The following is a 21,859-nucleotide window of genomic DNA, read 5'->3' as shown; positions in this document are numbered from 1 at the left end:
ACAAAAACAAACAAACTCGTCCTACTAAGAGGGGAGTTTGTTTGTTTTTTGTTTAGATAATGGAATGCTCATGCAAAATTGTACACTATGTTCCATATTATTTATAGAATATTTTATACCTAGCGTTTCAAGAATTTGTTTAACAATATATAGCCCCAAACCACTTCCTCCAGTATTTCGATTCCTTGATTTTTCAATTCGATAAAATGGTTTGAAAATTTGTTGTATATCTTCTTCTTTAATATTGACACCTGTATTCATAATTTTCATTTTGATTTGACCTTGTTTAGAATCCTCACTTAACTTTATATAGACTTTTTCATTATGTGGTGAATACATAACCGCATTATGGATAATATTTTTACATGCTTTTTCAAAAAGAACACGATCTGTATAAACAGAAAGGTCAGAATCAATTTCTTTTATTATTTGGATGCTTTTTTGAGAAGCAAAAAATTCGAGATCTTTTGTGATTGTACCTATTAACTTTGAAAGATTAACTTCTTCTATATTTAGTTTAAAGGTATGTTGTTCTAACTTCGACATGCTTAAAATTTCACGAACTAATTGTTCCATACTTTCAATAATTTGATGATTTTTCTTTAAATATTGATCACGATTTTGATAAGGGCCAATATTGTATATCATCCCTTCTAAGTATCCTTTCATTACAGTAAGAGGGGACTTTAATTCATGTGCTACAATCGCAAAAAACTCTCTGCGTTTTGTTTCTATTTCTCTTTCTTTTTCAATATCATTTTTTAATTGTTGATTTGCTTTTTTTAAATCAAACATAGCTTGTTGTAAGTTAATAGACATGTCATTCAAACTATTAGATAATTCTCCTAACTCATCTGTAGAGCGAACCTCAATTTTTTCGGAGAAATCTAAATTTGCCATCTTTTGTGCACCTTCATTAATATAAATAAGTGGCTTTGTAATAAACCTGGAATAGAAATAAGCACTCCCTACACCAATTATGAGTACAATGATACTAATATAGGGAAGAAAGCGTACTAAAACCTGTGAAGCTTCATCTATCGGTTGAAATGTTGCGTACACTACAAGCGTTAAACTACCATCTTGGAATTGAATTGGTTTCGTAACGTTATATGAATTGCTAAGGGTACCTGCATTCTCAAACCGTGTCGCTCTAGTAACTACTGTTGTTTGCGAACCACTTTGAGTAAAAGAAAATGAAGGAGAGTATTTAACTATTCCCTCATTATTTTGAAGATAAAGCATCGCATTATTTTTTTTTGCATATTCATCAAAAAGTGGTATCGCATCTTGAAACGTAAGATCTTTAGACTTATCAATGATTTCTTTTATCCCTGTTTGAAGTTGATCTGTTTTGTATTGCTCATAAAACGTAGGGAGAAAGAAGTATAAAGTTAAATAAATCAATACTGCAAAGGATAACAAAATGAGAGAGGTAGTCATAAAGAGTTTATAAGTAATTCGCTTCATCTTCATGATTTTCACAATACTATTCATCAATTTTATAACCAATACCTTTTATTGTTTTAATGTAAGGGATAGCTAACTTTTTACGTAAGTTTTTAATATGTGTATCGATTATTCGTGTTTCTCCAAAATAATCGTACCCCCAAACTTTTTCTACGATATTTTCTCTTGTGAGTACTTTTCTCTCATTTTGAAATAGTAGTTGTAGAATTTCAAACTCTTTTGTCGTTAATAAAATTTCAACGTCATTTACATATACTTTATATGCATCAACATCGACACGCACTTCTTTAAAAACCAAATGATTATTTACATTGTTATCATAACTTCTTCTTAGTACAGCTTCGACTCGTCTAATCAAAACATGAAACGAAAAGGGTTTTGTTATATAATCATCGATTCCAAGATCAAACCCTTTCATTTGATCTTCTTCTTCCTCTAATGCAGTTAGCATAATAATTGGTATATTTGACTGGCTTCGAATCATCTTGGAAACTTCAAATCCATTAAGATTGGGCATCATTACATCTAGAAGAATTAAATCAAAGGATTGCTTATTAAATTGTGTCATACCCTCTAATCCATCTGATGCAACTACAACTGTATACTGTTGTGTCATTAAAAATTGTTTAATTAATTCTTGAATTTCTTGATCGTCTTCTACCACGAGAATATGATAGTTCCTCATAATATCACCTCTGGTAGTCATTATAGCCTTACTATCTGGAGTTTATGTGGAGATGCATTACGAGACTTTATAATACGTTTATCGTGTTAGCTCCACGTTCTCCACGTTCAAGATTATGTGTTATCAGCTAATAAGTATTAATAGCCTCATTACTTTTTTATGGATAAATAATTGTATGCTTGAAAAAAATACTCATCGTATAAAAAATGAACGATTAATATTTACGAAAAATCAATGTATAATAATGTAAATTGGATGTAATTTCTTAAACTGTATGAAAATATACTTTTGCTTCTTTACCAGAAGGGGAAAAGGAAATGAATTTCAATATAAAAGAAGCTACCGAAATTCTGGAGCGTGCGCCACAAACTTTGGGTTCTTTTATCTGGTTTATCCGGCGAATGGCTAAATTGTAATGAAGAGGTAGGAACTTGGAATACATTCGAAGTGGTTGAGCATCTAATTGATACAGAGAAAAACAACTGGATTCCAAGGCTAGAATTTATTCTGCGGGAAGGTGTAAATAACTCCTTTTCTCTGTTTGACCGTTATTCTCACCTAAATAACAACTCTCTTAGTAAACCAAAAGTTTAAAGGTACGAACTAGGGATTATTTATATAATGCGAGAAAGGTTGTGAAATTATTTGAGGGGCTATAAAGCAATGCTATTTGATTTAGATGATACGTTACTTGATAGGGATAAGGCAGTAGATAAATTGTTTTCAATCATGTTAGAAAAGTTTTATGGGGAGATTAAACAAGATTCAGTAAAAAACGAAATGTTACAGAAATTCAAGGAATATGATAAAAAAAGCTATGGCCACAATGACAAAGTAAAAGTTCTGGAATTATTTTTTGATGAATTCCCACCGAAATATAGATTACCACGCAATCGCATTCAAGGTTTTTGGAACAATAATTTTCCTTATTGTTTTTCTATAAACCAACATACTATTAATATCATAAATACTATAAAGTTGCGTATTAAAGTTGGAATTATAACAAATGGCTCAACTCAGAGGCAAAAAGCTAAAATAATTAACACGAATTTAAATAGTTATTTTGATACAATCATTATTTCTGAAGAATCGGGATTTAGTAAACCTGACAAACGCATATTTGAATTAGCATTAAATAAGCTAAATGTGCAACCAGAAGATGTACTATTTGTTGGAGATGACTTAGAAAAGGATATTGGTGGCTGTCAAAATGCAAATATAAAGGGTATATGGTTCAATCCTAATATGATTAAGAATAATACCGACACAAAACCATATGCCGAGATTACTTCTTTTGATAGTTTATTAAGTTATTGTGGAGGGATACATTTTCAAAAATAGTGATAGATTATCCTTAATTTCATTGACCGTATGAGAAATTTAAAAATAATATTTATTTACAACGGTATAGAGAGAATATTGAGCCAGGGCAAATCATCTATGTGTGTTAATGAAGAGCTACAAAGCATGTTTAATATATGCTTTTTAAATTATGGAGGAGTGAAACTATGGAAATAAAGAAAATAGTAACTAGCGGAATAAATATTGCTGTCGTAAGAAACGATACAGTAGTAATATCTGACGTTCAATCTGCATTGGATCTTATGGCAACAGTTCAATATGAGGTAGATGCGAAACGTATTATTATCCATAAATCATTAATAAGTGAAGATTTCTTTAACCTAAAAACACGTCTTGCGGGTGAAATTCTTCAAAAGTTTATAAATTACAAGGTAAAGATTGCTATCGTTGGGGATTTTTCTATGTACGCTAGTGAAAGCTTAAAGGACTTCATTTATGAGTGTAATAAAGGCAAAGATATTTTTTACTTAGCAACTGAGCAACAAGCAATTGAAAAATTAAGTACAGTAAAGTAATTTGGTCGATTTGTTTTTGTTCCATAGGATTTTTTTGAAAAAATACAATCATACTTCTCTTTTTCTAATGCTGCTATTTGTATTTTTAAAACTTAATTCAAAGTTGATACTCTTGCATAATCATATTCCACTAAAATACCCCTCTTTTTCACGTCGCTAATGACCATATGTTATTTATCCAATATATAAGAACTAACGTTTGTGATAAACTTAGTGATGGATAAAGGGGGCGTTTACTTGAACAAATTTAATGATATAATCCGAAATTTAAATAATATAGTATATAAACCAAATAACTTAATGATAACTAATTTAAAAGAAGAAAAACAAAACTCAGAGTATGCAGGGGCGTTATTTCACTTAAATAACAAAACGATACGTTTTAGAGTATCAAAAATTACTCCTAATAAAATTGGTCAATTTGTTTCTTTTTGGGAGAAAAATGAAAACATGCAAAATCAAGCATTTTCTTATGACTCTGCTCCTGACTTATTAGTTATCACTTGTATAGACGATAATAAACTAGGACAATTTATTTTCCCAAAAGATATTCTTCTTAAAGAGAAAATATTGAAAACTCAAAGTCAAAAAGGAAAGATGGCTATGAGAATTTATCCGATTTGGGATACCCCTGTTAGTAATCAAGCTAAAAAGAGCCAAATGTGGCAACTTCAATATTTTGTTGATTTAAGTGATACTAATAATTTATCCATAGACAAACTATTACATTTATATTCGTAGCTTTTTGTTTTAGTTTTGTATGTGGCTCCAAAAAGTAGGTTTTTTTCTGTATCCCAGAGGCATTTATAATAATGCCTCTTATTTTAATTTTCATATTAAGTTATCTTGTGAATCAGTTTTTTCGTACCGGTACAGTTAAACGAAATGTACATTGTTACAGTACCCCATCAAATTTACAATCAGCATATACTATTTTAACTTATAACTATTAAGGGGTGCTGGATATGAAAAGTTTACAAGATCAACTCTTTACAAGATTAAACCTTGAAAAACGTACTGAAATAAAATTTGAAGAATTAAGTACAATACTCTTTGCATTTGCACACACTATACCGTTTGAGAATTTAGATGTAATAGCAGGTAATACGAATAAAATCTCTATGGAAAACTTACAAGAGAAAATTTTAACTAGTTCCCGCGGTGGACTTTGTTATGAATTAAATACTCTTTTTTATTATTTTTTAAAGGATAGTGGTTATGATGTACAACTCGCACTAGGTACCGTATATAAAAATGATATAAACGCTTGGGCACTTGAGGACGGACATATAACAATTATTTTAAATAATGATAACGTACGGTATTTAATTGATGTAGGTATAGCTTCGTTAGTACCTCTCGTTCCTGTACCTTTTACTGGTGAGTCTGTTTCTTCAAAAAATGGTTCGTACCGGGCGAGACGAAAAGATACGAGTAAAGGAAATTATGTTCTAGAAAGAATAGATGTTGATGGAGAATGGAAAGTTTGTCATGCTTTTTATATTCATATTATTGATGAGGCAGTAGTAAATGAGGTTCAAAGACGAGTAATAGAAGATGAGAAGTCTATTTTCAACAAGGGACCAATTGTAGTAAAGTTGACGAACGCTGGCCATGTCTCTTTAACGAATACTAGTTTGACTGAAATTATTTATGGAGAAAAAACGAAGCGTGAAGTTACAGACGAACAATATAGAGAACTTTTATATACTTTATTTGCTATTAAGTTATGAATATACAAATAGCCGGTTCTTATTCAGAATCGGCTATTTGTATAATTTTCGGTTTAAAAGGTTTTCTTCTAATATGTTTTGGAAACTGCGGTATAGTTAGTGTTCTTAACGTTTCTGTAGCCTCTTCATACGTATGAAAAACGGGTTCTTTTCCATTGTCTCCTTGCAAAACTAGTCCTTCATCACGGATTACATACGGCATAAAACCACTCCTTCTAGTAAAAGAATTATGTCCTTTTGAAATAGAATGATACGATTTAAAGTTTGATTTTCTTAATAGATATAATACACTAGAACAGTATAAAAAAATATGTACAATGAATTTTGAATGTAAAGGAAGATTATTATGTCAGTTATCGATAAATTGAAACTTAATAAGTATACAAATATGGTCGTTATTAACGAACCAAGTGATTACAACATTTTTACAGGTAAAGAAACTGCATTTTCAAAAGAACACGATGCTATTTTTATTTTTGTTGAAACGCTTGATGACATGGTGAAACAAACGAATTTTATTATTAGTAATGAAGAATTACTAATTGAAAAAGGTTATGTGTTTTTCGCATATCCGAAAAAAGGCAATTCTCGTTACAGTACGTTTATTCATCGTGATGAGATGTTTCCAGCATTACAGGTTGGGGACGACGGGTATGTAGGAAAAAGCGATATTAAATTTGCGCGAATGGTAAGTATGGATGATGTCTTTACTGTTGTAGGTTTAAAACGTGAAAAGAAAAAAGCGACGAAAACGCCTGCTGCGAGTCAATGTGTAGCTGATTATGCAGATCGAATTCAAGATGTTGAAGCATTGTTAACTAATCATCCGAATGAACTTCAGTTTTATCAAAGTTTAACACCTGGATACCAAAAAGATTGGGCACGTAATCTTTTTTCTGTAAAACAAGAAAAAACACGTGAAAAACGTCTTGAGAAAATGATTGAAATCCTTTCACAAGGCTATAAAACAATTGAATTATTCCGTAAGAAGAAAAAATAACGATTAGGAAAGTCACAATGATGCAACAATTAATTGCGATGAGTACATTGAAAAAAGTATTCCTTCCATTATACTAAGGAATGTTCTTATATTTATATAATTAGCAAAAGAGAAAAGGTGTTTGAAATGAAATCTTATATTGTAGTTGGAGCTGGAATTTTAGGAGCGTCTACTGCTTATCATCTTGCTAAGGCTGGTGCGAATGTTACTATCGTAGATCGCCAACAATTAGGTCAAGCAACTGATGCAGCAGCAGGTATTGTCTGTCCATGGCTTTCACAACGTCGTAATAAAGCGTGGTATAAAATTGCTAAGGGCGGTGCACGTTACTATTCTTCGTTAATTCAGCAATTAGAAGAAGACGGTGAAACGGATACAGGATACAACCGTGTAGGTGCAATTAGTTTACATACTGACGAGAAAAAACTAGATCAAATGGAAGAGCGAGCTTATAAACGACGTGAAGATGCGCCAGAGATTGGTGAAATCACTCGCTTATCAGCTGAAGAAACGAAAAAGTTATTCCCAGCATTATCGGAAGAATATAGTTCTGTTCATATTAGTGGAGCTGCACGAGTAAATGGAAGATCATTACGCAACGCATTAATAAGCGCTGCGAAAAAACATGGTGCAACCTTTATAAAAGGCGATGCAGTATTAGTCCGTGAAGGGAATCACATTACTGGAGTTAAAGTAAACGACGAGACAATTTTAGCAGAAAAGGTAATTATAACTGCAGGCGCTTGGGCGAACGAAATATTAAACCCATTAGGTATTAATTTCTTAGTTACGTTCCAAAAAGCACAAATTGTTCATTTGCATATGGAAAATACTAATACAGAAAATTGGCCAGTTGTTATGCCGCCAAACGATCAATACATTTTAACATTTGACAATGGTCATGTTGTAATTGGTGCAACACATGAAAATGACACTGGTTTCGATCATCGTGTAACAGCGGGTGGTTTACATGAGGTATTCCATAAAGCATTGACGGTTGCACCTGGTTTAGGAGATGGTACAATGCTTGAAACGAGAGTTGGATTCAGACCATTTACACCAGGATTCTTACCTGTTATCGGACCACTACCTAACTTTGAAGGTATCCTCGTTGCGAACGGATTAGGAGCTTCAGGTTTAACGGCTGGTCCATACTTAGGAGCAGAACTGGCTAAACTAGCGCTCGGACAACCTATTGAATTAGATATAAATGATTATGATGTTGCTGGTGCAATTGAATAATAAAAAAGATTAGGATAGAATCCTAATCTTTTTTATTTATACTTAATTACTATATGGAGTGGGGGTTCTTTTGAATAAAAACACTACTGACAGAATAATAATTACAGCCTTCAAACTGCCCCAATATGGATAAACAGCATGGTCTGTTAAACTAGCATATTGAAAAATATTCTCTAAACCGAAAATCCCTATCATGACTGCTAAAAGGAATGAAGCTGATCCAAACCTCCCATTACGATAGAGGGTAAATAAATACACTGCGAAAATTAGTGATAAGATGATTTGTAGTACGATTGTCATAGTTCGTCCCCCAGATTATTTATAATTATATTATATACAAAATCGTAATAAAAAGGAATGTTGGTTGTTTGATACTAATAGAACTACTCTAATCATATTCTTCTATAAAAAAGAATAAAAAGGGGTGTACAGTTAATTGACAAAAGTTAAAGTTAGTTTACGACCCATTGTTCATAATATAAATTTACCGACTGTAATGAAAACAACCATACTTCCGGGTGATTCAACTGAAAGACTATTTATCGCAACACAACTGGGAGAGATTTTTTACATAGGAGACGGAGTTATAAAAACATTTTTAAATATCCGTCCGCAAGTTATCAAGTTAGGTACATCTGAAGAAGGCGTTTCTAGTAGTGGCTATGATGAACGTGGATTGCTAGGTCTAGCGTTTCATCCACAATTTTATCAAAACGGTTTATTTTATCTTCATTATTCAGTAGCTGGAACTCAAGGACCGGGTGCGCTTACTGAACAATTTAAACCGAATCCTTGTGACCTTAAAGCTTTAAACTTAAAGTGGGTAAATAGAGATACTCAATATGATCATATCGATACAGTTGAGGAATGGATTTTACAATCACATGGTCAACCTCAAAAAAGACGAACATTACTTAATATAAGAAGGCCATTTTTTAATCATAACGGAGTCAATAGTTTAAACTTTTCACCGGAGACTGGGAAACTTATTTATTCAAATGGAGATGGTGGATCGGGTTATGATCCATTTAATTTAAGCCAGGATGATTTAGAAATAGCGGGTAAAATAATTGAAATCGATGTAAGTAAAAACACATTCATACATAATCCGCCAGTTGTTACACGTTTCAATGAACTTCCTTTATCTATACAAGAAACACTTACAGTAATTGCGAAAGGAGTTCGTAATATAACAGGTATTTCATTTCAAAGATTTTATAATCAATTTGTAAAATATGTTGGAAATGTCGGACAGGATATTGTAGAGTCTATTTTTTCGTTTGTTCATTATAAACCAATCCCGGTTACCGAACTTGTTCAAACGTATTTAATGAGATCTACTCCTAATCAAGAAGGATTTATTAACTTTGGTTGGCGAGGGTGGGAAGGAAACTTGCCCACCTCTTTTATAAGACACTGTTCTGAGAATCCTACTTTGGATGAGAGAACAATGGCTTATTATGATGAAACAATACAAACATCAGTGAAGCGTATTCAGCCTCTTATTAGTTATTTTCATAAAGATTCTAGACCGGATAAGTTTGGAGGAACTTCACTTACAGGAGTTCAGCCATATATGGGAACTGCAATCCCGAATTTAAATGGTAGCGTTGTGTTTACTGATCTCGCCAAGAATGAAGAATCTCAATCTCCAGTTAAAGGTGTTTTAGCTTATACTAGAGCAGGTACAGACGGTAAACATAATGACTTTCATGCTATTGAAACCAATTATGATTTTGGTGCTCAATCAGCTTATTATGTTAGTTTGGCAACAAATTTGGATCAAACTAGATTATATTTAGGAGTTTATGGTTCTATGAAAGTATCTGATTCTAATAAAGGTACTATTTTTGAAATTGTTCCTTGATACGATATAAACTCTCAGTCTAAATTCTTCAAAATGTACGATCTGTTGTCCCCCTAAAAATACTTCTATGTATAAACGACTATTGTATAGTGATCGATAACCAGCAGAAAGTAACGCATAAACAAAAAGTGTATGAATAATATAGGAAGTGATGAACTAGGTATATTTAGGGGGGATTTTGATGAATCGGTTTGTACGTTATTGGTATCAACTGATGATAGAGCAGGATGCGAACTTTGTTCATAAAAGAAAGTTGTCCCTTGTAAATAAGTTAGTAATTACAGCTTTAATGAGTGCATTGGCCACCATGTTTCAAGCGGCGGGGAACTTAATTCCTGGTATAGGATTACTCATTAGTCCATTTGCGACGTTACCGATTTTCGTTGCTATTTGTTATTCTATTCGTGAGGGAATACTCTCTTATGTCCTTACTATTTTCCTACTATTTATTATTCAACCAAGCGAACTATTTGTTTTCCCTTTTACTACTGGCTTATTAGGTATAGCGTTAGGAGTATCCTTTCTACAATTAAAGAGGAGAATATGGGTTGTTTCCTTTTCTGCGATATGCCTACTCATAGGTATTATGATCGTTCTCGATATTTTCCATTTTCCAGTACTCGGTCCTGCTGTTCATACAACTATGGATATAAAAATTATTTCATTAATATTTATACTGAGCTTTCTATACTGCTGGATCTATGCAGGTCTTTGTAGAATAATGATGAATAGATTATATAAAGTATTGTATTAATAATGTCATAAAATATTTTTGAACGAATATATGCTGTGATGCGATATAAGTTCAAAAAGAATCAGTAAATATGATAAGGCTACTGTTTAGTACCAAAATAATTTACAATATAAATTTTCCCCGGATATTTTCATAGATTGGAGAATTAATTCATGACTAACGTTGCGATTAGAAGACCGAATTCGAATGATTTAGATGAACTGTACTTGTTTTTCCGTATAGTTATTACGAATACATATAAAGATGAAGGATTATCACAATTATTGGATGACATAGAAAATGAAATTAATACGAAAAAGCAATATTTGAAAAATGATTTTGATAGTAATGGAGAAAATCGTTACTTTTTATTAGCAATCGATAAAGATAACGAAAAAATCATTGGAACAATTGAAGTCGGTCCAGTAAGTACATTGATTTATAGTTGTACTGGCGATGTACTTAAAAATTTATATGAAATAGGAACTGTATTTGTCCTTCCTGAATACCAAAGAAAGGGTATAGGGAGTTTACTACTAAATGCAATGTATCTTACATTACTTAGCAGAGGGATAACCGAATACTGTTTAGATAGTGGATACAAAAAAGCACAAAGTATATGGACAAAAAAGTTTGGAGAACCTAGTTATATAATGAAGGATTATTGGGGAGAATCAAGCGATCATATGATTTGGAAAAAGAGTTTGCATGATATACCTATAATATTTGAATTATAAAATGAAATATACCTCTGAACGTAGCTTTTCTTACATATGTATGCTATTATTTATCTTTATAATAAAAGAGGACGTGAATGAACTTGATTAAAATTAATATTCCTGAGGCTGATGTTTCAATTACTGAACGTAAACAAGTTATTAAAGGAGACGAGCCGATAATTACTCCTATTAACGGTTTTATCGATTTCCACTTGTTCCCTAGAGATAAAGGCGGCATTTTTATGTTTTACAATATTAATGACGAACTTCTTTTCGTAGGTAAAGCTCGTAAAATTAGACAACGTATTAAGAAACATTTTGAAGACAATGTTTCACCAATCAAAAACCATCGTGATGAAGTATACCGCATTGATGCATGTATCGTAGAAGATCCAACAGAAAGAGAAATTTACGAAACATATATCATTAATGAATATAAAGCAAAATATAACGTTGATAAAGTATTCTATAAATAAGCAACATAAACGAAAAACAATCCTAGCATATATACTGGGATTGTTTTTTATTTAGCTTCATTCTTCATTTCTTTCTCCTTTTTTAAAGTGATTAGCAACAATTAAACAGAAAAGCCCTATAAATAAAATTATTACTCCAAGCGTTTTATGTTTTCCTTCAAAGAAAGGAATGTCTGAAATAACATTAGTCATACATAACCCTAAAAACACAAGGATAGGTCCCACCCAAAGTAATACATTGCCGAATTTTGTATGCTTCCACATATTAACCCTCCTCGATTCTCTTTACATATATATCCATAATTTAAAAGTAAATTCATAGAGAAATATAGTTTTTTTCATATCGAAAATTTAACCTTCATATATTGGTACAAGCAAACGAGAAAGGAGACCATCATGAATTGGTTAGAAGCTTTTATTTTAGGCATAATTCAAGGATTAACAGAGTTTTTACCGATTAGTAGTACAGGGCATCTTTATTTAGGAAGGCATTTGTTTCAATTAGATGAAGCAGGATTATTTTTAGATACGATGCTACATATTGGGACTTTGCTTGCAGTGTTTATTTATTACAAAAAAGAATTTATATATTTAATTAAAAATCCATTTTCAAAGCTAATGTTATTACTTATTGTCGGGACGATACCTGCTGTTATAATCGGCTTATTATTTAAAGACTTCTTTGAAGACATTTCAAAAACAGGTATCACCATTGGTTGGGAATTTTTAGTGACAGGTTTATTTCTGTATATGGCCGATAAACAAAAGAATGGTCGTAAAAAAATGGTCGACATTACATATAAAGATGCATTTATCATCGGTTCATTTCAAGCAGCTGCTATTTTCCCTGCAATTTCTCGCTCTGGTATGACAATTGTCGCTGCATTATGGAGAAAGCTAGACCGTGAAACAGCTGCTTACTTTTCTTTTTTATTATCAACACCAGCAATTGTCGGAGCTATCATCTTGCAATTTGTTGATGTTTTTCAAGGGAAAGCAGAATCTATTTCTAGTACATCCTTAATTGTCGGAACGTTATCAGCAGCTTTCTTTGGTTACATAGCAGTTTCATGGATGATTCAATATTTAAAACGTCATTCATTAAAAGTATTCGCGTATTACGTATGGGGGCTAGGTATTTTAATTTTAACGTTGCAATTTACTCATGTATTTTAAATATAATGATAAAGAAGCTATTAATTTAAGATCCTGTTTCATTCATACACGACAGGATCTCTTTTCATTAAGGGGGAAAATATGTTTAATAAAGCTATTGTTATTGGCGGAAGTATTGCAGGAAAACTCGCAGCAAAAGCATTATCAACTGCTTTTAAAGAAGTAATCATTTTAGAGGCTGGAGAAAGATGGAACGGAATAGACCCTCGTAAAAGAGTTCCACAAAGCAATCACCCTCATGTGTTATTAAAAGGCGGAGAAAAAGCAATTGAGGAATTGTTCCCTAATATTACTAATGAATTAATAGAAGCAGGCAGCATCGTAAATAACTTTACTCGGGATTTAAAATGGCATCAATTTGGCTTATGGAAACAGCCATTTATAGGAGAAGTGCATATGATCCAACAAAGTCGTCCTATGCTAGAATCACATATTCAAAACCGAATTGAACAAGCTTCAAATATTACTACGAAGTATGAAATATTGGTTGAAGCATTACAAGTAGATGAAAAACGTAACAAAGTATATGGAGTAAAGGCTAAATGTTTAGAGAAAGGCACGCAAGAAGAAATTCACGCAGATATTGTTGTTGATGCGAGTGGGTTTGGTTCAAAAAGTATAGGGTGGTTACGAGCATACGATATTGAAGTGAAAGAAGAGAAAGTACGCATTGATTTATTTTACGCAACTAGAATGTTTAGGCTAAAAGAAGATGAGACGTTAGACTATTGCAATATGCTAATGTCTCCAAGTTTTCCAGAAAACCCTTATGGTGTACTTATACAAACGATTGAAGATAATCGTTATTTTGTTACTTTTAGTGGATATGCAAATGAGAAAGCACCACAAACTGATGATGAGTTTTACGATTTTGCTGAAAATCTTTCAATCCCTAATGTAACAGATTTTCTAAACAAAGCTGAGGCGATTACCGATATAAAAACGTACAAAATTCCTTATCAAGTACGTCGGAGATTTGATCTAGTTAATAATTTACCAGAAGGATTGTTAGTAGTTGGAGATGCACAATGTCGTTTTGATCCCGTTTTCGGTCAAGGTGTTTCAGTTGCAGCTATGGAAGCTCACCAATTGCAAGTACTTCTGCAAGGTAGAAAACAGCTCGATAAAACATTTACACAACAATTTTATAAAAAAGCCGCTAACATAATAGAAACCCCTTGGGATATGACAACAACGGAAATATCACGTCACCCGCAGCTAAAGAGAGAATTAACTATGAAGCAAAAGTTTCAGCTTTGGTACACGAAACAAATATATCGACTATCCGCAAGTGATTCTGACGTTTATATTCGATTAGTACGAGTGATGAATTTAATTCGTAGTCCATTTCATCTTTTTCATCCGAAAGTGTTACTAGCTGTATTACTTAATCGAAAGAAATAGCAGGAATATAATCGATTAAAAAAGAATGTATAACAGTTAGTAAATCAAGAAGGAGTATACGGGATGGAAATATACATAGAGCAACTAAAGAAACAAGATGCTGAGGATTTATTTACGTTTGAACTTACGAATAAATCTTTTTTTGAAACAATGGTACCAAATCGCGGTTCAAAATATTTCGATTTTGAATATTTTCAAAAACTACTAGACGATTTATTAATAGAACAGGCAGATGGAAATTCTTATTTTTATTTAATTCGTAATGAAGAAAAAGAAATTGTAGGACGAATAAATTTAGCAGATATAGATACGGAAACTCGAATCAGTTCGTTAGGTTATCGAGTTGGAGAAAAGTTTACTAAAAAAGGAGTTGCAACAGCAGCTGTAAAATTAATTTTAGACGTAGCGAAAAATAATGAAATTAATGAGGTTCGTGCTAAAACAACAACTAATAATCTCGCATCACAAATTGTACTAGAAAAAAGCGGATTTTCTTATAAGAACGAAGCAGATACAACTTCTGTAGAATTAAACGGAGAACATGTAAATTTTGTACATTATATTTGGAGAAATACTTCGTGTTCAAAATAATAGGAGGGACTTATCCATGAAGGATTTACGTTATCCAATTGGCCAATTTACTTATGAAGGTACAATTACAGAAGAAATGATTGATAAATGGATTCAAGAAATTGAGGATTTACCAAATGAATTAACAAAAGCGATAAAAGACTTAGATCAGAAACAGCTAGATACACCGTATCGTGTTGGTGGATGGACAGTTCGTCAAGTCGTTCATCATGTTGTAGATAGCCATATGAATAGCTACATACGCTTTAAATTAGCACTAACAGAAAAGAATCCGACTATTAAGCCATATAAAGAAGAAAAGTGGGCAGAGCTACCTGATTCAAAGCTACCAGTAGATGTTTCACTTGTTATGCTAGATTCATTACATAAAAGATGGGTAAACTTATTATATTCTTTAGAAACTACGGATTTAGAAAAGACATTTAATCATCCTGAATCTGGAAAAACAAAACTTGCTGCTGCAATCGGTTTATATGCATGGCACGGTCGTCATCATACAGCTCATATTACGTCGCTCCGAAAGCGTCTAAATTGGTAAAATGGAAATTACATTAGAGAAGGCGACAGAAATTGATGCAGAAATTATTTTTCAAATGCAAGTAGAATCATTTAGCTCATTATTAGAAAAGTATAAGGATTATGAAACAAGTCCAGCAAGTGAATCCATTGATAGAACAATTTCAAGAATAAATCATCCGGACGGTGGTTTCTATAAAATTATAGTAAATACGAATCTTGTTGGCGCGATATGTATATCACGAAAAGAAGATCCCTCAAGATTTTGGATTAGCCCAATGTTTATTCATCCAAACTATCAAGGGAACGGAATTGCTCAAAAAGTATTAATTTTAATCGAAGAGATGTTTCCGGAAGCAACTACTTGGGAGCTTGCTACAATTTTAGAGGAAGAACGAAATTGTTTTCTATACGAAAAGATAGGGTATAAAAGAACAGATTTAAAAAATAAATTAAATGATAAAGCAACTTTAATTTATTATAAAAAAGAAAGGTAAAGCACATTTTAAACGCTTTACCTTTTTGTGGTGCTTTAGATTAAATATACAAATTTAATGTATATTCTTCCGAAATATTCGGGTTAGTATTTTTAAAATAGAATAAATATACAAAAACAAACTATTTTGTCGTGTATGTTACTAACGCTTTTTGAATACTTAATATGCTATCGTCACCTTTAAATTCTTTCGTAATTGGCGCGCTCAAACTAGAAATCCATATTTTAAGTTCTGCATCTAAATCAAAATGCCCGGCTGTTTCAATACTAAATTGTGTAATGCTTTTATAAGGGATAGAATGGTATTCTGTTTTTTTACCAGTTACTCCTTGTTTGTCTACTAAAATAAGACGGCGATTTGTAAATACGATTAAATCGCGAATTAATTTATAAGCATGCTCAACTTTCTCATCATCTAGCATAATCTTTTCTAAATCACGTTCTACGCTTTCTGTACTCGTATTCGATGCATTTCCTAAAATGCCACTAAATAAACCCATATGAAATTCCTCCTTTATAATATGTGGAATGAGTTTTTTATATTGTACCATGCTATTGAATAAGAAATTATGACATAAGTTCCATAGTTTTTCGTTATAGTTGCAATTAATTTATATAACCTCATCCTAAAATCTTGTGCTAACATGTAAGTAAGAAAACAGAAGTAGAGGGATTAAGCATGAATAATATCGGTTTAGTATTAGAAGGCGGCGGAATGAAAGGATTATATACTGCAGGAGTACTCGAGTATTTCATGGAAAAGGACTTATTCTTTCCGTATGTAGTGGGTGTATCGGCTGGAGCCTGTATGGGAGCAACATATTTGTCACGTCAAAAAGGAAGGAATAAGAAAGTAAATACAGAGCTAGTAGCAGATCACAGATATATATCTTATCGAAACTTAATTCGAAAACGTGAATTATTTGGAATGGATTTTTTATTTGATGAAGTACCAAACAAAATTGTACCGTTTGATTTTCAAACTTTCCTAAATTCAAATGAACAGTTTGTAATCGGAACAACCGATTGCGAATCAGGACAGGCAGTTTATTATAATAAAACAGAACATGGAAATGATATTTTGAAAATTATTCGTGCATCAAGCTCTGTGCCATTTATTGCACCTGCTGTAGAATATGATAATCGAAAATTGTTAGATGGAGGGATTATAGATCCTATTCCAGTTTTCAAAGCACAGAATGATGGTTATAAAAAGAACGTTGTTATTATGACAAAGCCAGAAGGATACGAGAAGCAGCGGAATAAATTTTCTGGACTGTCCAAAATTTTATATAGAAGATATCCGAAAATCGCAGAACTTTTAGTAGAACATTATCGTTTTTATAATGAAACCGTATCTTATATGAATCACAACGAACAAAAAGATAATTTTTATGTAATTCAGCCAAGCGCACAGCTTCCTATAAGCGGAATAGAAAGAAATAAAGAAAAGCTCGTTAATTTATATAATCTTGGATATAACGATGCTCATAATCATTATGAAAACTTATTGAATTGGATGAAGAAATAAAGGAGTGGAAAGCTGATATCAGGAAAAAAGGTTATTTTTAATGAATTGCAGAAAATGCATAGTCCACTGCACAAGTCATTTCCTTATCGTGATACAAGAAAATTAAGAAGGGACTTTAAATGTAAATTTACAGAAATTGACGACATAAGTGCTGATTTGAATCATTATTGGATGCATAAAGCAGCAATTTTAAATTCTATACTAAATGAAAACGAAGAGAATATTACGTTTCAGCAAATAAAGTGGCTGAGAAAATCGTTTTTTGAATGGTTTCCACAATATCGTTTTCTAGAAACAGAAATTGTGAAGTATTCTATTTTGTATAAAGATTTTATGAATTATGAGAAGGCTCGGAAACTATTACTTTATTACCTTACTGAATAAAAGTGAAAACGTACAGGTTACATTACTTGTGCGTTTTTTTGTTCATAAAATATACAATATTAACAACTTGTTTATATAGGAATTCTAATGAGAAGAAAGAAGTACATATAGAATGATGTAAGGGAGGGAGGATAAGTTTAGTAGTCGTTTTCCTTTAAGTTATTGTCCAACTTGAATATAGTTATTTATGTTAAAATATTTCTAGTAAAATCAAGTTCTTAACGATTTTATCAAACATTAAACAAAATAAGTTAGAAACGCAGAAGGGACAGCATTAACATGGAAAACGTAGCAAATATAGATAAATTGGAATCACTCAAATCTTTACAGTCGACAATCCGTAAACTTGAAAATGCTTTGTCACAGATGACTCAGAAAGGCGCAAACACGACCTTAGTGAAGAAAAGACTTAAAGCTGTTTGCATCGGGTTAGCGGCGTTAGAAAACGTTTGGAATCAAAGAGCTCATCATTACACACAAGAAAATCTAGCAGAAGCTCGCCATGTTCTTACTGGTTTGCTTCCATCAATTGAGAGGGCGTATGAAAAGTCAAAGGCTGGTAGTCCTCAAAGAACACTTTTAGAAAGAAGAATAAAAGCATTGGAATTTGCTATTCAAGCAATTGATAAATTTTCTAATCAATAACTCATCTAACTACATATGCTTTATTAGTTCAATATGAATGAAACGAATTTAAAGAGTCTTATTACAAAAAAGTGTAGCAAGGCTCTTGTATAATTATATCGAAATTAAATATCTTTATTATCACATTAAAGACAGATTGAAACATAGACTTTCTACAGTTCAATTTTAAATAATACACGTAAGATCCATATTAATACACCTCATGATTATTATCACACTTCACACCTTCAATAACTTCTCATTGCATTTGATGGGGATTCAATTATTAAAATCGCAAGAACACTCAATTATTTGATTTACGAAAAAGAAATTCCATCTTGTCTTGTCGTTGCTATAGATCATGTGGCTCGATTAGATGAGCTGACTTATAACGATAAAATGAATACATTTTTAACAGATGAATTACTTCCTTGGATTAAAGTTAGATATCATGTGCTAAAAGAACCAAAGCATACAACAATTGCTGGTTTAAGTCTTGGTGGTTTAGCGGGCTTTATGCAGCACTTCAAAATCCTCGTATTTTTGGAAATATGTTGTCATTGTCAGATTCTGTTCATTGGAAAAAGGAAGAATTCGGAAAAGTTCCTTGGACTGAGTATCAGATTTTACCTAGTAATCTGAACGCATCTTATCTTAAATTTCATATGACAGCAGCACAACTTGAAAGTGAATCCCTTTTAACGGCTAATATACACCTGTCTGAAGCTTTAAAAGAAAAAGGATATCAAACCAATTACGGAGAGTTTACGGACGGTCATGACAGTGTTTAGTGGCGTGAAAAGTTATTTGATGGATTGAGATCATTGAAAAATACAAAAACCACTCTATAAAATAAAAAGGAGAGAGAATCTATGAATCAAGATGAGTTAGATAAAAAGCTAAAAAAACAAGAAATTTTAGTAAAAGATGAGAAAGTTTGGTCTTATACGTATGAAGATCATATTAGTTCTATCGTTAAACAGGCAGAAAAGACAGGAGCGTTTAATGATTTACCTGGGAAAGGGAAACCTCTTAATCTTGATAAAGATCTTTCGTATAATCCTGACAAGCAACTTTATAGGACTTTGAAAAATAATCATGTTTTGCCTAGGTGGATTGAGCTTTCAAAGGAAATTGATAATTTAAAAGAAAAGCAGAAAGAGGCAACAGATGCAGAAGAAGCAGCTAAACTAATTCAAATTATTAATAAAAAGGTTTCAGAACATAATTTACTTTGTCCGCCAAGTGCACAAAAAATGAGAATGAAAACGGATTTTTAGCTATTTTTAATGAAAGCACTTTTTGCTATATAATAGAGGTAGGCATTTATAAATTATCTTTAAAGGGAGGCAAGAGAAATGAAGGATACGTATCAGCTTAATATACCGAAAGAACTCGAGCAGTATCGTAGTATTTTAGAAGAAAGTGTGAAACCGTATATTAAAGTGTCTGGAATGCAAGCAGAGACAACTCTTTTTGAAAGTAAGTTTGGTGGCTATCCGTATGTACCTATAAATCAAGAGCATCCTAAAGACTCAAACGGACAACCTATGATGCTACTTGCGCAGTTAAACTTTGAAGAAATGCCGCATATTGAATATATGCCTCAAAATGGAATGTTACAATTTTTCGTAAGTGCTAATGATGATCTTTTTGGCGCAGATTTTGATCATCCAACAAACCAAAAAGACTTTCGAATTATTTACCATTCTACAATTACAGAAGAATTAACTAAGGTTATTACTGATTTTAGCTATTTAAACACTTTAGAATTAGAGCATTTCATCATACCTGAGGCAGCAAAACTAAAGTTTGAATTGAATTATCAACCAGTAACTTCAAGAGATTATCGATTTGAAAAGATTTTTAATGATAACATTGATTGGGAAGAAATCGTTGATGAAGAAAATGAAACAGAGTTAGGCGAACTATATGATGATCTATGTGAAGATCAAGGGCATAAAATTGGTGGCTATCCGTTTTTCACACAGACAGATCCAAGAGAATGGGAAGAAAAATACAAACAGCATGATATATTATTGCTACAAATCGACACGGATGATGCATTGAATATTATGTGGGGAGATTCTGGTGTTGCTAATTTCTTTATACGTAAGGAAGATTTGTTAAATCTAGATTTTTCCAATGTTATTTACAATTGGGATTGTTACTAAAAAGATAGATATGAATTACTAGCAAGCTAAAAAATCTTCCTGAAGGTGAGGAGGATTTTTTTATGTTAAAAATAAACGTTATGTTAACTAGAGTGTGCAACGATAAGTACAATGAAAGTCAAGCGTAAATAAAAGAAATAACAACAAAAATATAAAACGTATGTAATTAGCAATAAATCTATAAAGTAAAATATAAAATGAAATTTATATTTTATATAGAAAAAAATTATTCCGGATAAAAAAATTCCGCGCTGATCAAAAATAATTTTTGACTCGTTAAATGATAATCCGCTAATCGATTAAGATTTGCTGTGATTAATGTATAGCAAAATAAACGATAAAACTGTAGAAATTCATTTAGATAAGATTTTGTGTGAATTTCATTGAAAATCTCCGTTTCATCTCATTAAGTATAGTTTACTTGGTTTTTGATACAGTGAAGTGTCTATTTTATATAACTTTGTATAATATATATTATGTAAACTAGTAAAAGTTAAAAACTTATTATATATTAGTTCAGGTTGTTACGCTTCCCTTTTCTTTGTTTATTCATGATTAGTTGTTTGTTTTACGGTTTGATAAAGTTTGATAGCCTGTTATAAGTTGCTCTAATTAATTTTCGGTGTTTACTGTCGTAATTATTACCGCGAACAAATTGTTTTTAAGACAATAAAAAGCAATTTGTTTAATAATTAGCTTTAAACAAATTGCTTTGATATTAATTTAATTAATAATGAGTTTAGACATTAGTTTGCTACAGCAATTGCTTCAATTTCAATTAATAGTTCGTCGTGAATTAGTTTGTTAACTTCTAAAGCTGAACTAGCTGGTGGATTATTTGTGTTGATGTATTGATCTCGAATATCTCTAACAATGGCCATTTGCGAAATGTCCGTTAAGAAAAATGTTAATTTTACTACATCGTTAAAATTTAATTCTGAAGTTTTTAATGCAATTTTAATATTTTCAAATACTTGTCGCGTTTGTGTTGCTAAATCTCCAATTCCAACTATATGGCCATCAGTATTAATAGCTACTTGTCCAGATATGTAAATTGTGCGTTTAGCATTATTGACCTCGACTATATGCGAATATCCGAAAGTTGCTGGCATATTTTCTGGATTGATAAATTTCTTTTGCAAGGTGCCTCTCCCCTTTTTA

The 21,859-nt window shown here is 31.9% G+C and carries 26 protein-coding genes and 3 pseudogenes; 22 read left to right on the top strand and 7 right to left on the bottom strand.

The window, feature by feature from the left end; genetic code table 11:
- Nucleotides 1-24: 24 nt before the first annotated feature.
- Nucleotides 25-1,497 (bottom strand): sensor histidine kinase, encoded by a 1,473-nt coding sequence (locus ACTFQM_RS02625; RefSeq protein WP_071719491.1) that lies wholly within the window; start codon nucleotides 1,495-1,497, stop codon nucleotides 25-27.
- Complete coding sequence (locus ACTFQM_RS02620; RefSeq protein WP_071719490.1) at nucleotides 1,490-2,155, bottom strand: response regulator transcription factor; 666 nt, start codon at nucleotides 2,153-2,155, stop codon at nucleotides 1,490-1,492. Before ACTFQM_RS02620 ends, ACTFQM_RS02625 begins: the two co-directional genes overlap by 8 nt.
- 317 nt (nucleotides 2,156-2,472) lie before the next feature.
- Between ACTFQM_RS02620 and ACTFQM_RS02615 the strand changes: the two are divergent.
- The 5 genes and pseudogenes from ACTFQM_RS02615 to ACTFQM_RS02595 all read left to right on the top strand — a co-directional run.
- Nucleotides 2,473-2,734, top strand: a pseudogene (locus ACTFQM_RS02615) (DinB family protein); the annotation flags it as partial.
- A gap of 84 nt (nucleotides 2,735-2,818) precedes the next feature.
- Nucleotides 2,819-3,496, top strand: a complete 678-nt coding sequence (locus ACTFQM_RS02610) for an HAD-IA family hydrolase (RefSeq protein WP_071719489.1) — start codon at nucleotides 2,819-2,821, stop codon at nucleotides 3,494-3,496.
- Between the two features lie 167 nt (nucleotides 3,497-3,663).
- A complete protein-coding gene (locus ACTFQM_RS02605; protein WP_071719488.1) occupies nucleotides 3,664-4,032 on the top strand; it encodes a DUF4180 domain-containing protein in 369 nt (122 codons plus the stop codon).
- Nucleotides 4,033-4,269: 237 nt separating this feature from the next.
- The gene (locus ACTFQM_RS02600; RefSeq protein ID WP_440033357.1) at nucleotides 4,270-4,773 is read left to right on the top strand and encodes a MepB family protein; all 504 of its coding nucleotides are present in this window, start codon (nucleotides 4,270-4,272) and stop codon (nucleotides 4,771-4,773) included.
- Between the two features lie 224 nt (nucleotides 4,774-4,997).
- The gene (locus ACTFQM_RS02595) at nucleotides 4,998-5,765 is read left to right on the top strand and encodes an arylamine N-acetyltransferase family protein (RefSeq protein WP_071719486.1); all 768 of its coding nucleotides are present in this window, start codon (nucleotides 4,998-5,000) and stop codon (nucleotides 5,763-5,765) included.
- Nucleotides 5,766-5,784: 19 nt separating this feature from the next.
- Here the strand turns inward: ACTFQM_RS02595 and ACTFQM_RS02590 are convergent, their stop codons facing one another.
- On the bottom strand, nucleotides 5,785-5,967 hold the full coding sequence (locus ACTFQM_RS02590; protein ID WP_071719485.1) for a hypothetical protein: 183 nt from the start codon (nucleotides 5,965-5,967) through the stop codon (nucleotides 5,785-5,787).
- A 144-nt stretch (nucleotides 5,968-6,111) separates the two neighbouring features.
- On the opposite strand from ACTFQM_RS02590, the gene ACTFQM_RS02585 reads away from it, so the two are divergent.
- Both ACTFQM_RS02585 and ACTFQM_RS02580 read left to right on the top strand, forming a co-directional pair.
- Nucleotides 6,112-6,765 carry a YdeI/OmpD-associated family protein gene (locus ACTFQM_RS02585; RefSeq protein WP_071719484.1) on the top strand — a complete coding sequence of 218 codons (654 nt, stop codon included), beginning with the start codon at nucleotides 6,112-6,114 and terminating at the stop codon, nucleotides 6,763-6,765.
- 126 nt (nucleotides 6,766-6,891) lie between these two features.
- On the top strand, nucleotides 6,892-8,007 hold the full coding sequence (locus tag ACTFQM_RS02580) for an NAD(P)/FAD-dependent oxidoreductase (protein WP_440033356.1): 1,116 nt from the start codon (nucleotides 6,892-6,894) through the stop codon (nucleotides 8,005-8,007).
- A 42-nt stretch (nucleotides 8,008-8,049) separates the two neighbouring features.
- Here ACTFQM_RS02580 and ACTFQM_RS02575 read toward each other — a convergent pair whose 3' ends face one another.
- Entirely contained in the window at nucleotides 8,050-8,307 is a 258-nt protein-coding gene (locus ACTFQM_RS02575; protein ID WP_440033355.1) for a hypothetical protein, read from the bottom strand.
- Between the two features lie 136 nt (nucleotides 8,308-8,443).
- Here ACTFQM_RS02575 and ACTFQM_RS02570 point away from each other — a divergent pair, with 136 nt between their 5' ends.
- The 4 genes from ACTFQM_RS02570 (at nucleotide 8,444) to ACTFQM_RS02555 (ending at nucleotide 11,802) form a co-directional block, all read left to right on the top strand.
- The gene (locus tag ACTFQM_RS02570; RefSeq protein ID WP_440033354.1) at nucleotides 8,444-9,874 is read left to right on the top strand and encodes a PQQ-dependent sugar dehydrogenase; all 1,431 of its coding nucleotides are present in this window, start codon (nucleotides 8,444-8,446) and stop codon (nucleotides 9,872-9,874) included.
- A 181-nt stretch (nucleotides 9,875-10,055) separates the two neighbouring features.
- Complete coding sequence (locus tag ACTFQM_RS02565) at nucleotides 10,056-10,628, top strand: hypothetical protein (protein ID WP_440033353.1); 573 nt, start codon at nucleotides 10,056-10,058, stop codon at nucleotides 10,626-10,628.
- Nucleotides 10,629-10,780: 152 nt separating this feature from the next.
- Entirely contained in the window at nucleotides 10,781-11,344 is a 564-nt protein-coding gene (locus ACTFQM_RS02560; protein ID WP_440033352.1) for a GNAT family N-acetyltransferase, read from the top strand.
- A 77-nt stretch (nucleotides 11,345-11,421) separates the two neighbouring features.
- Entirely contained in the window at nucleotides 11,422-11,802 is a 381-nt protein-coding gene (locus tag ACTFQM_RS02555) for a nucleotide excision repair endonuclease (protein ID WP_001048941.1), read from the top strand.
- 57 nt (nucleotides 11,803-11,859) lie between these two features.
- On the opposite strand, the gene ACTFQM_RS02550 is transcribed toward ACTFQM_RS02555, so the two are convergent.
- Complete coding sequence (locus tag ACTFQM_RS02550) at nucleotides 11,860-12,066, bottom strand: hypothetical protein (RefSeq protein ID WP_002172120.1); 207 nt, start codon at nucleotides 12,064-12,066, stop codon at nucleotides 11,860-11,862.
- Between the two features lie 132 nt (nucleotides 12,067-12,198).
- On the opposite strand from ACTFQM_RS02550, the gene ACTFQM_RS02545 reads away from it, so the two are divergent.
- From ACTFQM_RS02545 to ACTFQM_RS02525, 5 genes and pseudogenes are all read left to right on the top strand, one after another.
- Nucleotides 12,199-12,978, top strand: a complete 780-nt coding sequence (locus ACTFQM_RS02545; RefSeq protein ID WP_440033351.1) for an undecaprenyl-diphosphate phosphatase — start codon at nucleotides 12,199-12,201, stop codon at nucleotides 12,976-12,978.
- A gap of 81 nt (nucleotides 12,979-13,059) precedes the next feature.
- Entirely contained in the window at nucleotides 13,060-14,382 is a 1,323-nt protein-coding gene (locus tag ACTFQM_RS02540) for an NAD(P)/FAD-dependent oxidoreductase (RefSeq protein ID WP_440033350.1), read from the top strand.
- Nucleotides 14,383-14,445: 63 nt separating this feature from the next.
- Entirely contained in the window at nucleotides 14,446-14,973 is a 528-nt protein-coding gene (locus ACTFQM_RS02535) for a GNAT family N-acetyltransferase (RefSeq protein ID WP_440033349.1), read from the top strand.
- A 16-nt stretch (nucleotides 14,974-14,989) separates the two neighbouring features.
- A complete protein-coding gene (locus ACTFQM_RS02530) occupies nucleotides 14,990-15,511 on the top strand; it encodes a YfiT family bacillithiol transferase (RefSeq protein WP_002172124.1) in 522 nt (173 codons plus the stop codon).
- 1 nt (nucleotide 15,512) lies between these two features.
- Nucleotides 15,513-15,986: pseudogene (locus ACTFQM_RS02525) on the top strand (GNAT family N-acetyltransferase); the annotation flags it as partial.
- Nucleotides 15,987-16,107: 121 nt separating this feature from the next.
- On the opposite strand, the gene ACTFQM_RS02520 reads toward ACTFQM_RS02525, so the two are convergent.
- Nucleotides 16,108-16,485 carry a PH domain-containing protein gene (locus ACTFQM_RS02520; RefSeq protein ID WP_440033348.1) on the bottom strand — a complete coding sequence of 126 codons (378 nt, stop codon included), beginning with the start codon at nucleotides 16,483-16,485 and terminating at the stop codon, nucleotides 16,108-16,110.
- A 179-nt stretch (nucleotides 16,486-16,664) separates the two neighbouring features.
- Here ACTFQM_RS02520 and ACTFQM_RS02515 point away from each other — a divergent pair, with 179 nt between their 5' ends.
- The 6 genes and pseudogenes from ACTFQM_RS02515 to ACTFQM_RS02490 all read left to right on the top strand — a co-directional run bounded on the left by ACTFQM_RS02515 (nucleotide 16,665) and on the right by ACTFQM_RS02490 (nucleotide 20,698).
- On the top strand, nucleotides 16,665-17,516 hold the full coding sequence (locus ACTFQM_RS02515) for a patatin-like phospholipase family protein (RefSeq protein WP_440033347.1): 852 nt from the start codon (nucleotides 16,665-16,667) through the stop codon (nucleotides 17,514-17,516).
- Between the two features lie 54 nt (nucleotides 17,517-17,570).
- Nucleotides 17,571-17,900, top strand: a complete 330-nt coding sequence (locus tag ACTFQM_RS02510) for a YxiJ-like family protein (protein WP_440034374.1) — start codon at nucleotides 17,571-17,573, stop codon at nucleotides 17,898-17,900.
- A 279-nt stretch (nucleotides 17,901-18,179) separates the two neighbouring features.
- Nucleotides 18,180-18,545, top strand: coding sequence for a hypothetical protein (locus ACTFQM_RS02505; protein WP_440033346.1), 366 nt, complete (start codon nucleotides 18,180-18,182; stop codon nucleotides 18,543-18,545).
- Nucleotides 18,546-18,692: 147 nt separating this feature from the next.
- Nucleotides 18,693-19,315, top strand: a pseudogene (locus ACTFQM_RS02500) (alpha/beta hydrolase); the annotation flags it as partial.
- A gap of 81 nt (nucleotides 19,316-19,396) precedes the next feature.
- Entirely contained in the window at nucleotides 19,397-19,804 is a 408-nt protein-coding gene (locus ACTFQM_RS02495) for a DUF1992 domain-containing protein (RefSeq protein WP_440033345.1), read from the top strand.
- Between the two features lie 78 nt (nucleotides 19,805-19,882).
- Nucleotides 19,883-20,698, top strand: a complete 816-nt coding sequence (locus ACTFQM_RS02490; protein WP_440033344.1) for a YwqG family protein — start codon at nucleotides 19,883-19,885, stop codon at nucleotides 20,696-20,698.
- Between the two features lie 746 nt (nucleotides 20,699-21,444).
- Here ACTFQM_RS02490 and ACTFQM_RS02485 read toward each other — a convergent pair.
- Nucleotides 21,445-21,840 (bottom strand): RidA family protein, encoded by a 396-nt coding sequence (locus tag ACTFQM_RS02485; RefSeq protein WP_048373803.1) that lies wholly within the window; start codon nucleotides 21,838-21,840, stop codon nucleotides 21,445-21,447.
- Nucleotides 21,841-21,859: the final 19 nt, after the last annotated feature.

The sequence above is a fragment of the Bacillus cereus group sp. MYBK30-2 genome (assembly GCF_051915945.1).
In the GTDB taxonomy this organism is placed as follows: Bacteria; Bacillota; Bacilli; order Bacillales; family Bacillaceae_G; genus Bacillus_A; species Bacillus_A paramycoides.
Note: the sequence above shows the minus strand (reverse complement) of the source record. Positions and strands in the feature narration are given on the sequence as shown.

Bases quoted from the DNA above. Each gene is read 5' to 3' on its own strand.
- ACTFQM_RS02625 (WP_071719491.1), bottom strand. From the start codon at position 1,497: ATGAATAGTATTGTGAAAATCATGAAGATGAAGCGAATTACTTATAAA.
- ACTFQM_RS02620 (WP_071719490.1), bottom strand. From the start codon at position 2,155: ATGAGGAACTATCATATTCTCGTGGTAGAAGACGATCAAGAAATTCAA.
- ACTFQM_RS02610 (WP_071719489.1), top strand. From the start codon at position 2,819: ATGCTATTTGATTTAGATGATACGTTACTTGATAGGGATAAGGCAGTA.
- ACTFQM_RS02605 (WP_071719488.1), top strand. From the start codon at position 3,664: ATGGAAATAAAGAAAATAGTAACTAGCGGAATAAATATTGCTGTCGTA.
- ACTFQM_RS02595 (WP_071719486.1), top strand. From the start codon at position 4,998: ATGAAAAGTTTACAAGATCAACTCTTTACAAGATTAAACCTTGAAAAA.
- ACTFQM_RS02590 (WP_071719485.1), bottom strand. From the start codon at position 5,967: ATGCCGTATGTAATCCGTGATGAAGGACTAGTTTTGCAAGGAGACAAT.
- ACTFQM_RS02585 (WP_071719484.1), top strand. From the start codon at position 6,112: ATGTCAGTTATCGATAAATTGAAACTTAATAAGTATACAAATATGGTC.
- ACTFQM_RS02580 (WP_440033356.1), top strand. From the start codon at position 6,892: ATGAAATCTTATATTGTAGTTGGAGCTGGAATTTTAGGAGCGTCTACT.
- ACTFQM_RS02575 (WP_440033355.1), bottom strand. From the start codon at position 8,307: ATGACAATCGTACTACAAATCATCTTATCACTAATTTTCGCAGTGTAT.
- ACTFQM_RS02565 (WP_440033353.1), top strand. From the start codon at position 10,056: ATGAATCGGTTTGTACGTTATTGGTATCAACTGATGATAGAGCAGGAT.
- ACTFQM_RS02560 (WP_440033352.1), top strand. From the start codon at position 10,781: ATGACTAACGTTGCGATTAGAAGACCGAATTCGAATGATTTAGATGAA.
- ACTFQM_RS02555 (WP_001048941.1), top strand. From the start codon at position 11,422: ATGAACTTGATTAAAATTAATATTCCTGAGGCTGATGTTTCAATTACT.
- ACTFQM_RS02550 (WP_002172120.1), bottom strand. From the start codon at position 12,066: ATGTGGAAGCATACAAAATTCGGCAATGTATTACTTTGGGTGGGACCT.
- ACTFQM_RS02545 (WP_440033351.1), top strand. From the start codon at position 12,199: ATGAATTGGTTAGAAGCTTTTATTTTAGGCATAATTCAAGGATTAACA.
- ACTFQM_RS02540 (WP_440033350.1), top strand. From the start codon at position 13,060: ATGTTTAATAAAGCTATTGTTATTGGCGGAAGTATTGCAGGAAAACTC.
- ACTFQM_RS02535 (WP_440033349.1), top strand. From the start codon at position 14,446: ATGGAAATATACATAGAGCAACTAAAGAAACAAGATGCTGAGGATTTA.
- ACTFQM_RS02530 (WP_002172124.1), top strand. From the start codon at position 14,990: ATGAAGGATTTACGTTATCCAATTGGCCAATTTACTTATGAAGGTACA.
- ACTFQM_RS02520 (WP_440033348.1), bottom strand. From the start codon at position 16,485: ATGGGTTTATTTAGTGGCATTTTAGGAAATGCATCGAATACGAGTACA.
- ACTFQM_RS02515 (WP_440033347.1), top strand. From the start codon at position 16,665: ATGAATAATATCGGTTTAGTATTAGAAGGCGGCGGAATGAAAGGATTA.
- ACTFQM_RS02510 (WP_440034374.1), top strand. From the start codon at position 17,571: ATGCATAGTCCACTGCACAAGTCATTTCCTTATCGTGATACAAGAAAA.
- ACTFQM_RS02505 (WP_440033346.1), top strand. From the start codon at position 18,180: ATGGAAAACGTAGCAAATATAGATAAATTGGAATCACTCAAATCTTTA.
- ACTFQM_RS02495 (WP_440033345.1), top strand. From the start codon at position 19,397: ATGAATCAAGATGAGTTAGATAAAAAGCTAAAAAAACAAGAAATTTTA.
- ACTFQM_RS02490 (WP_440033344.1), top strand. From the start codon at position 19,883: ATGAAGGATACGTATCAGCTTAATATACCGAAAGAACTCGAGCAGTAT.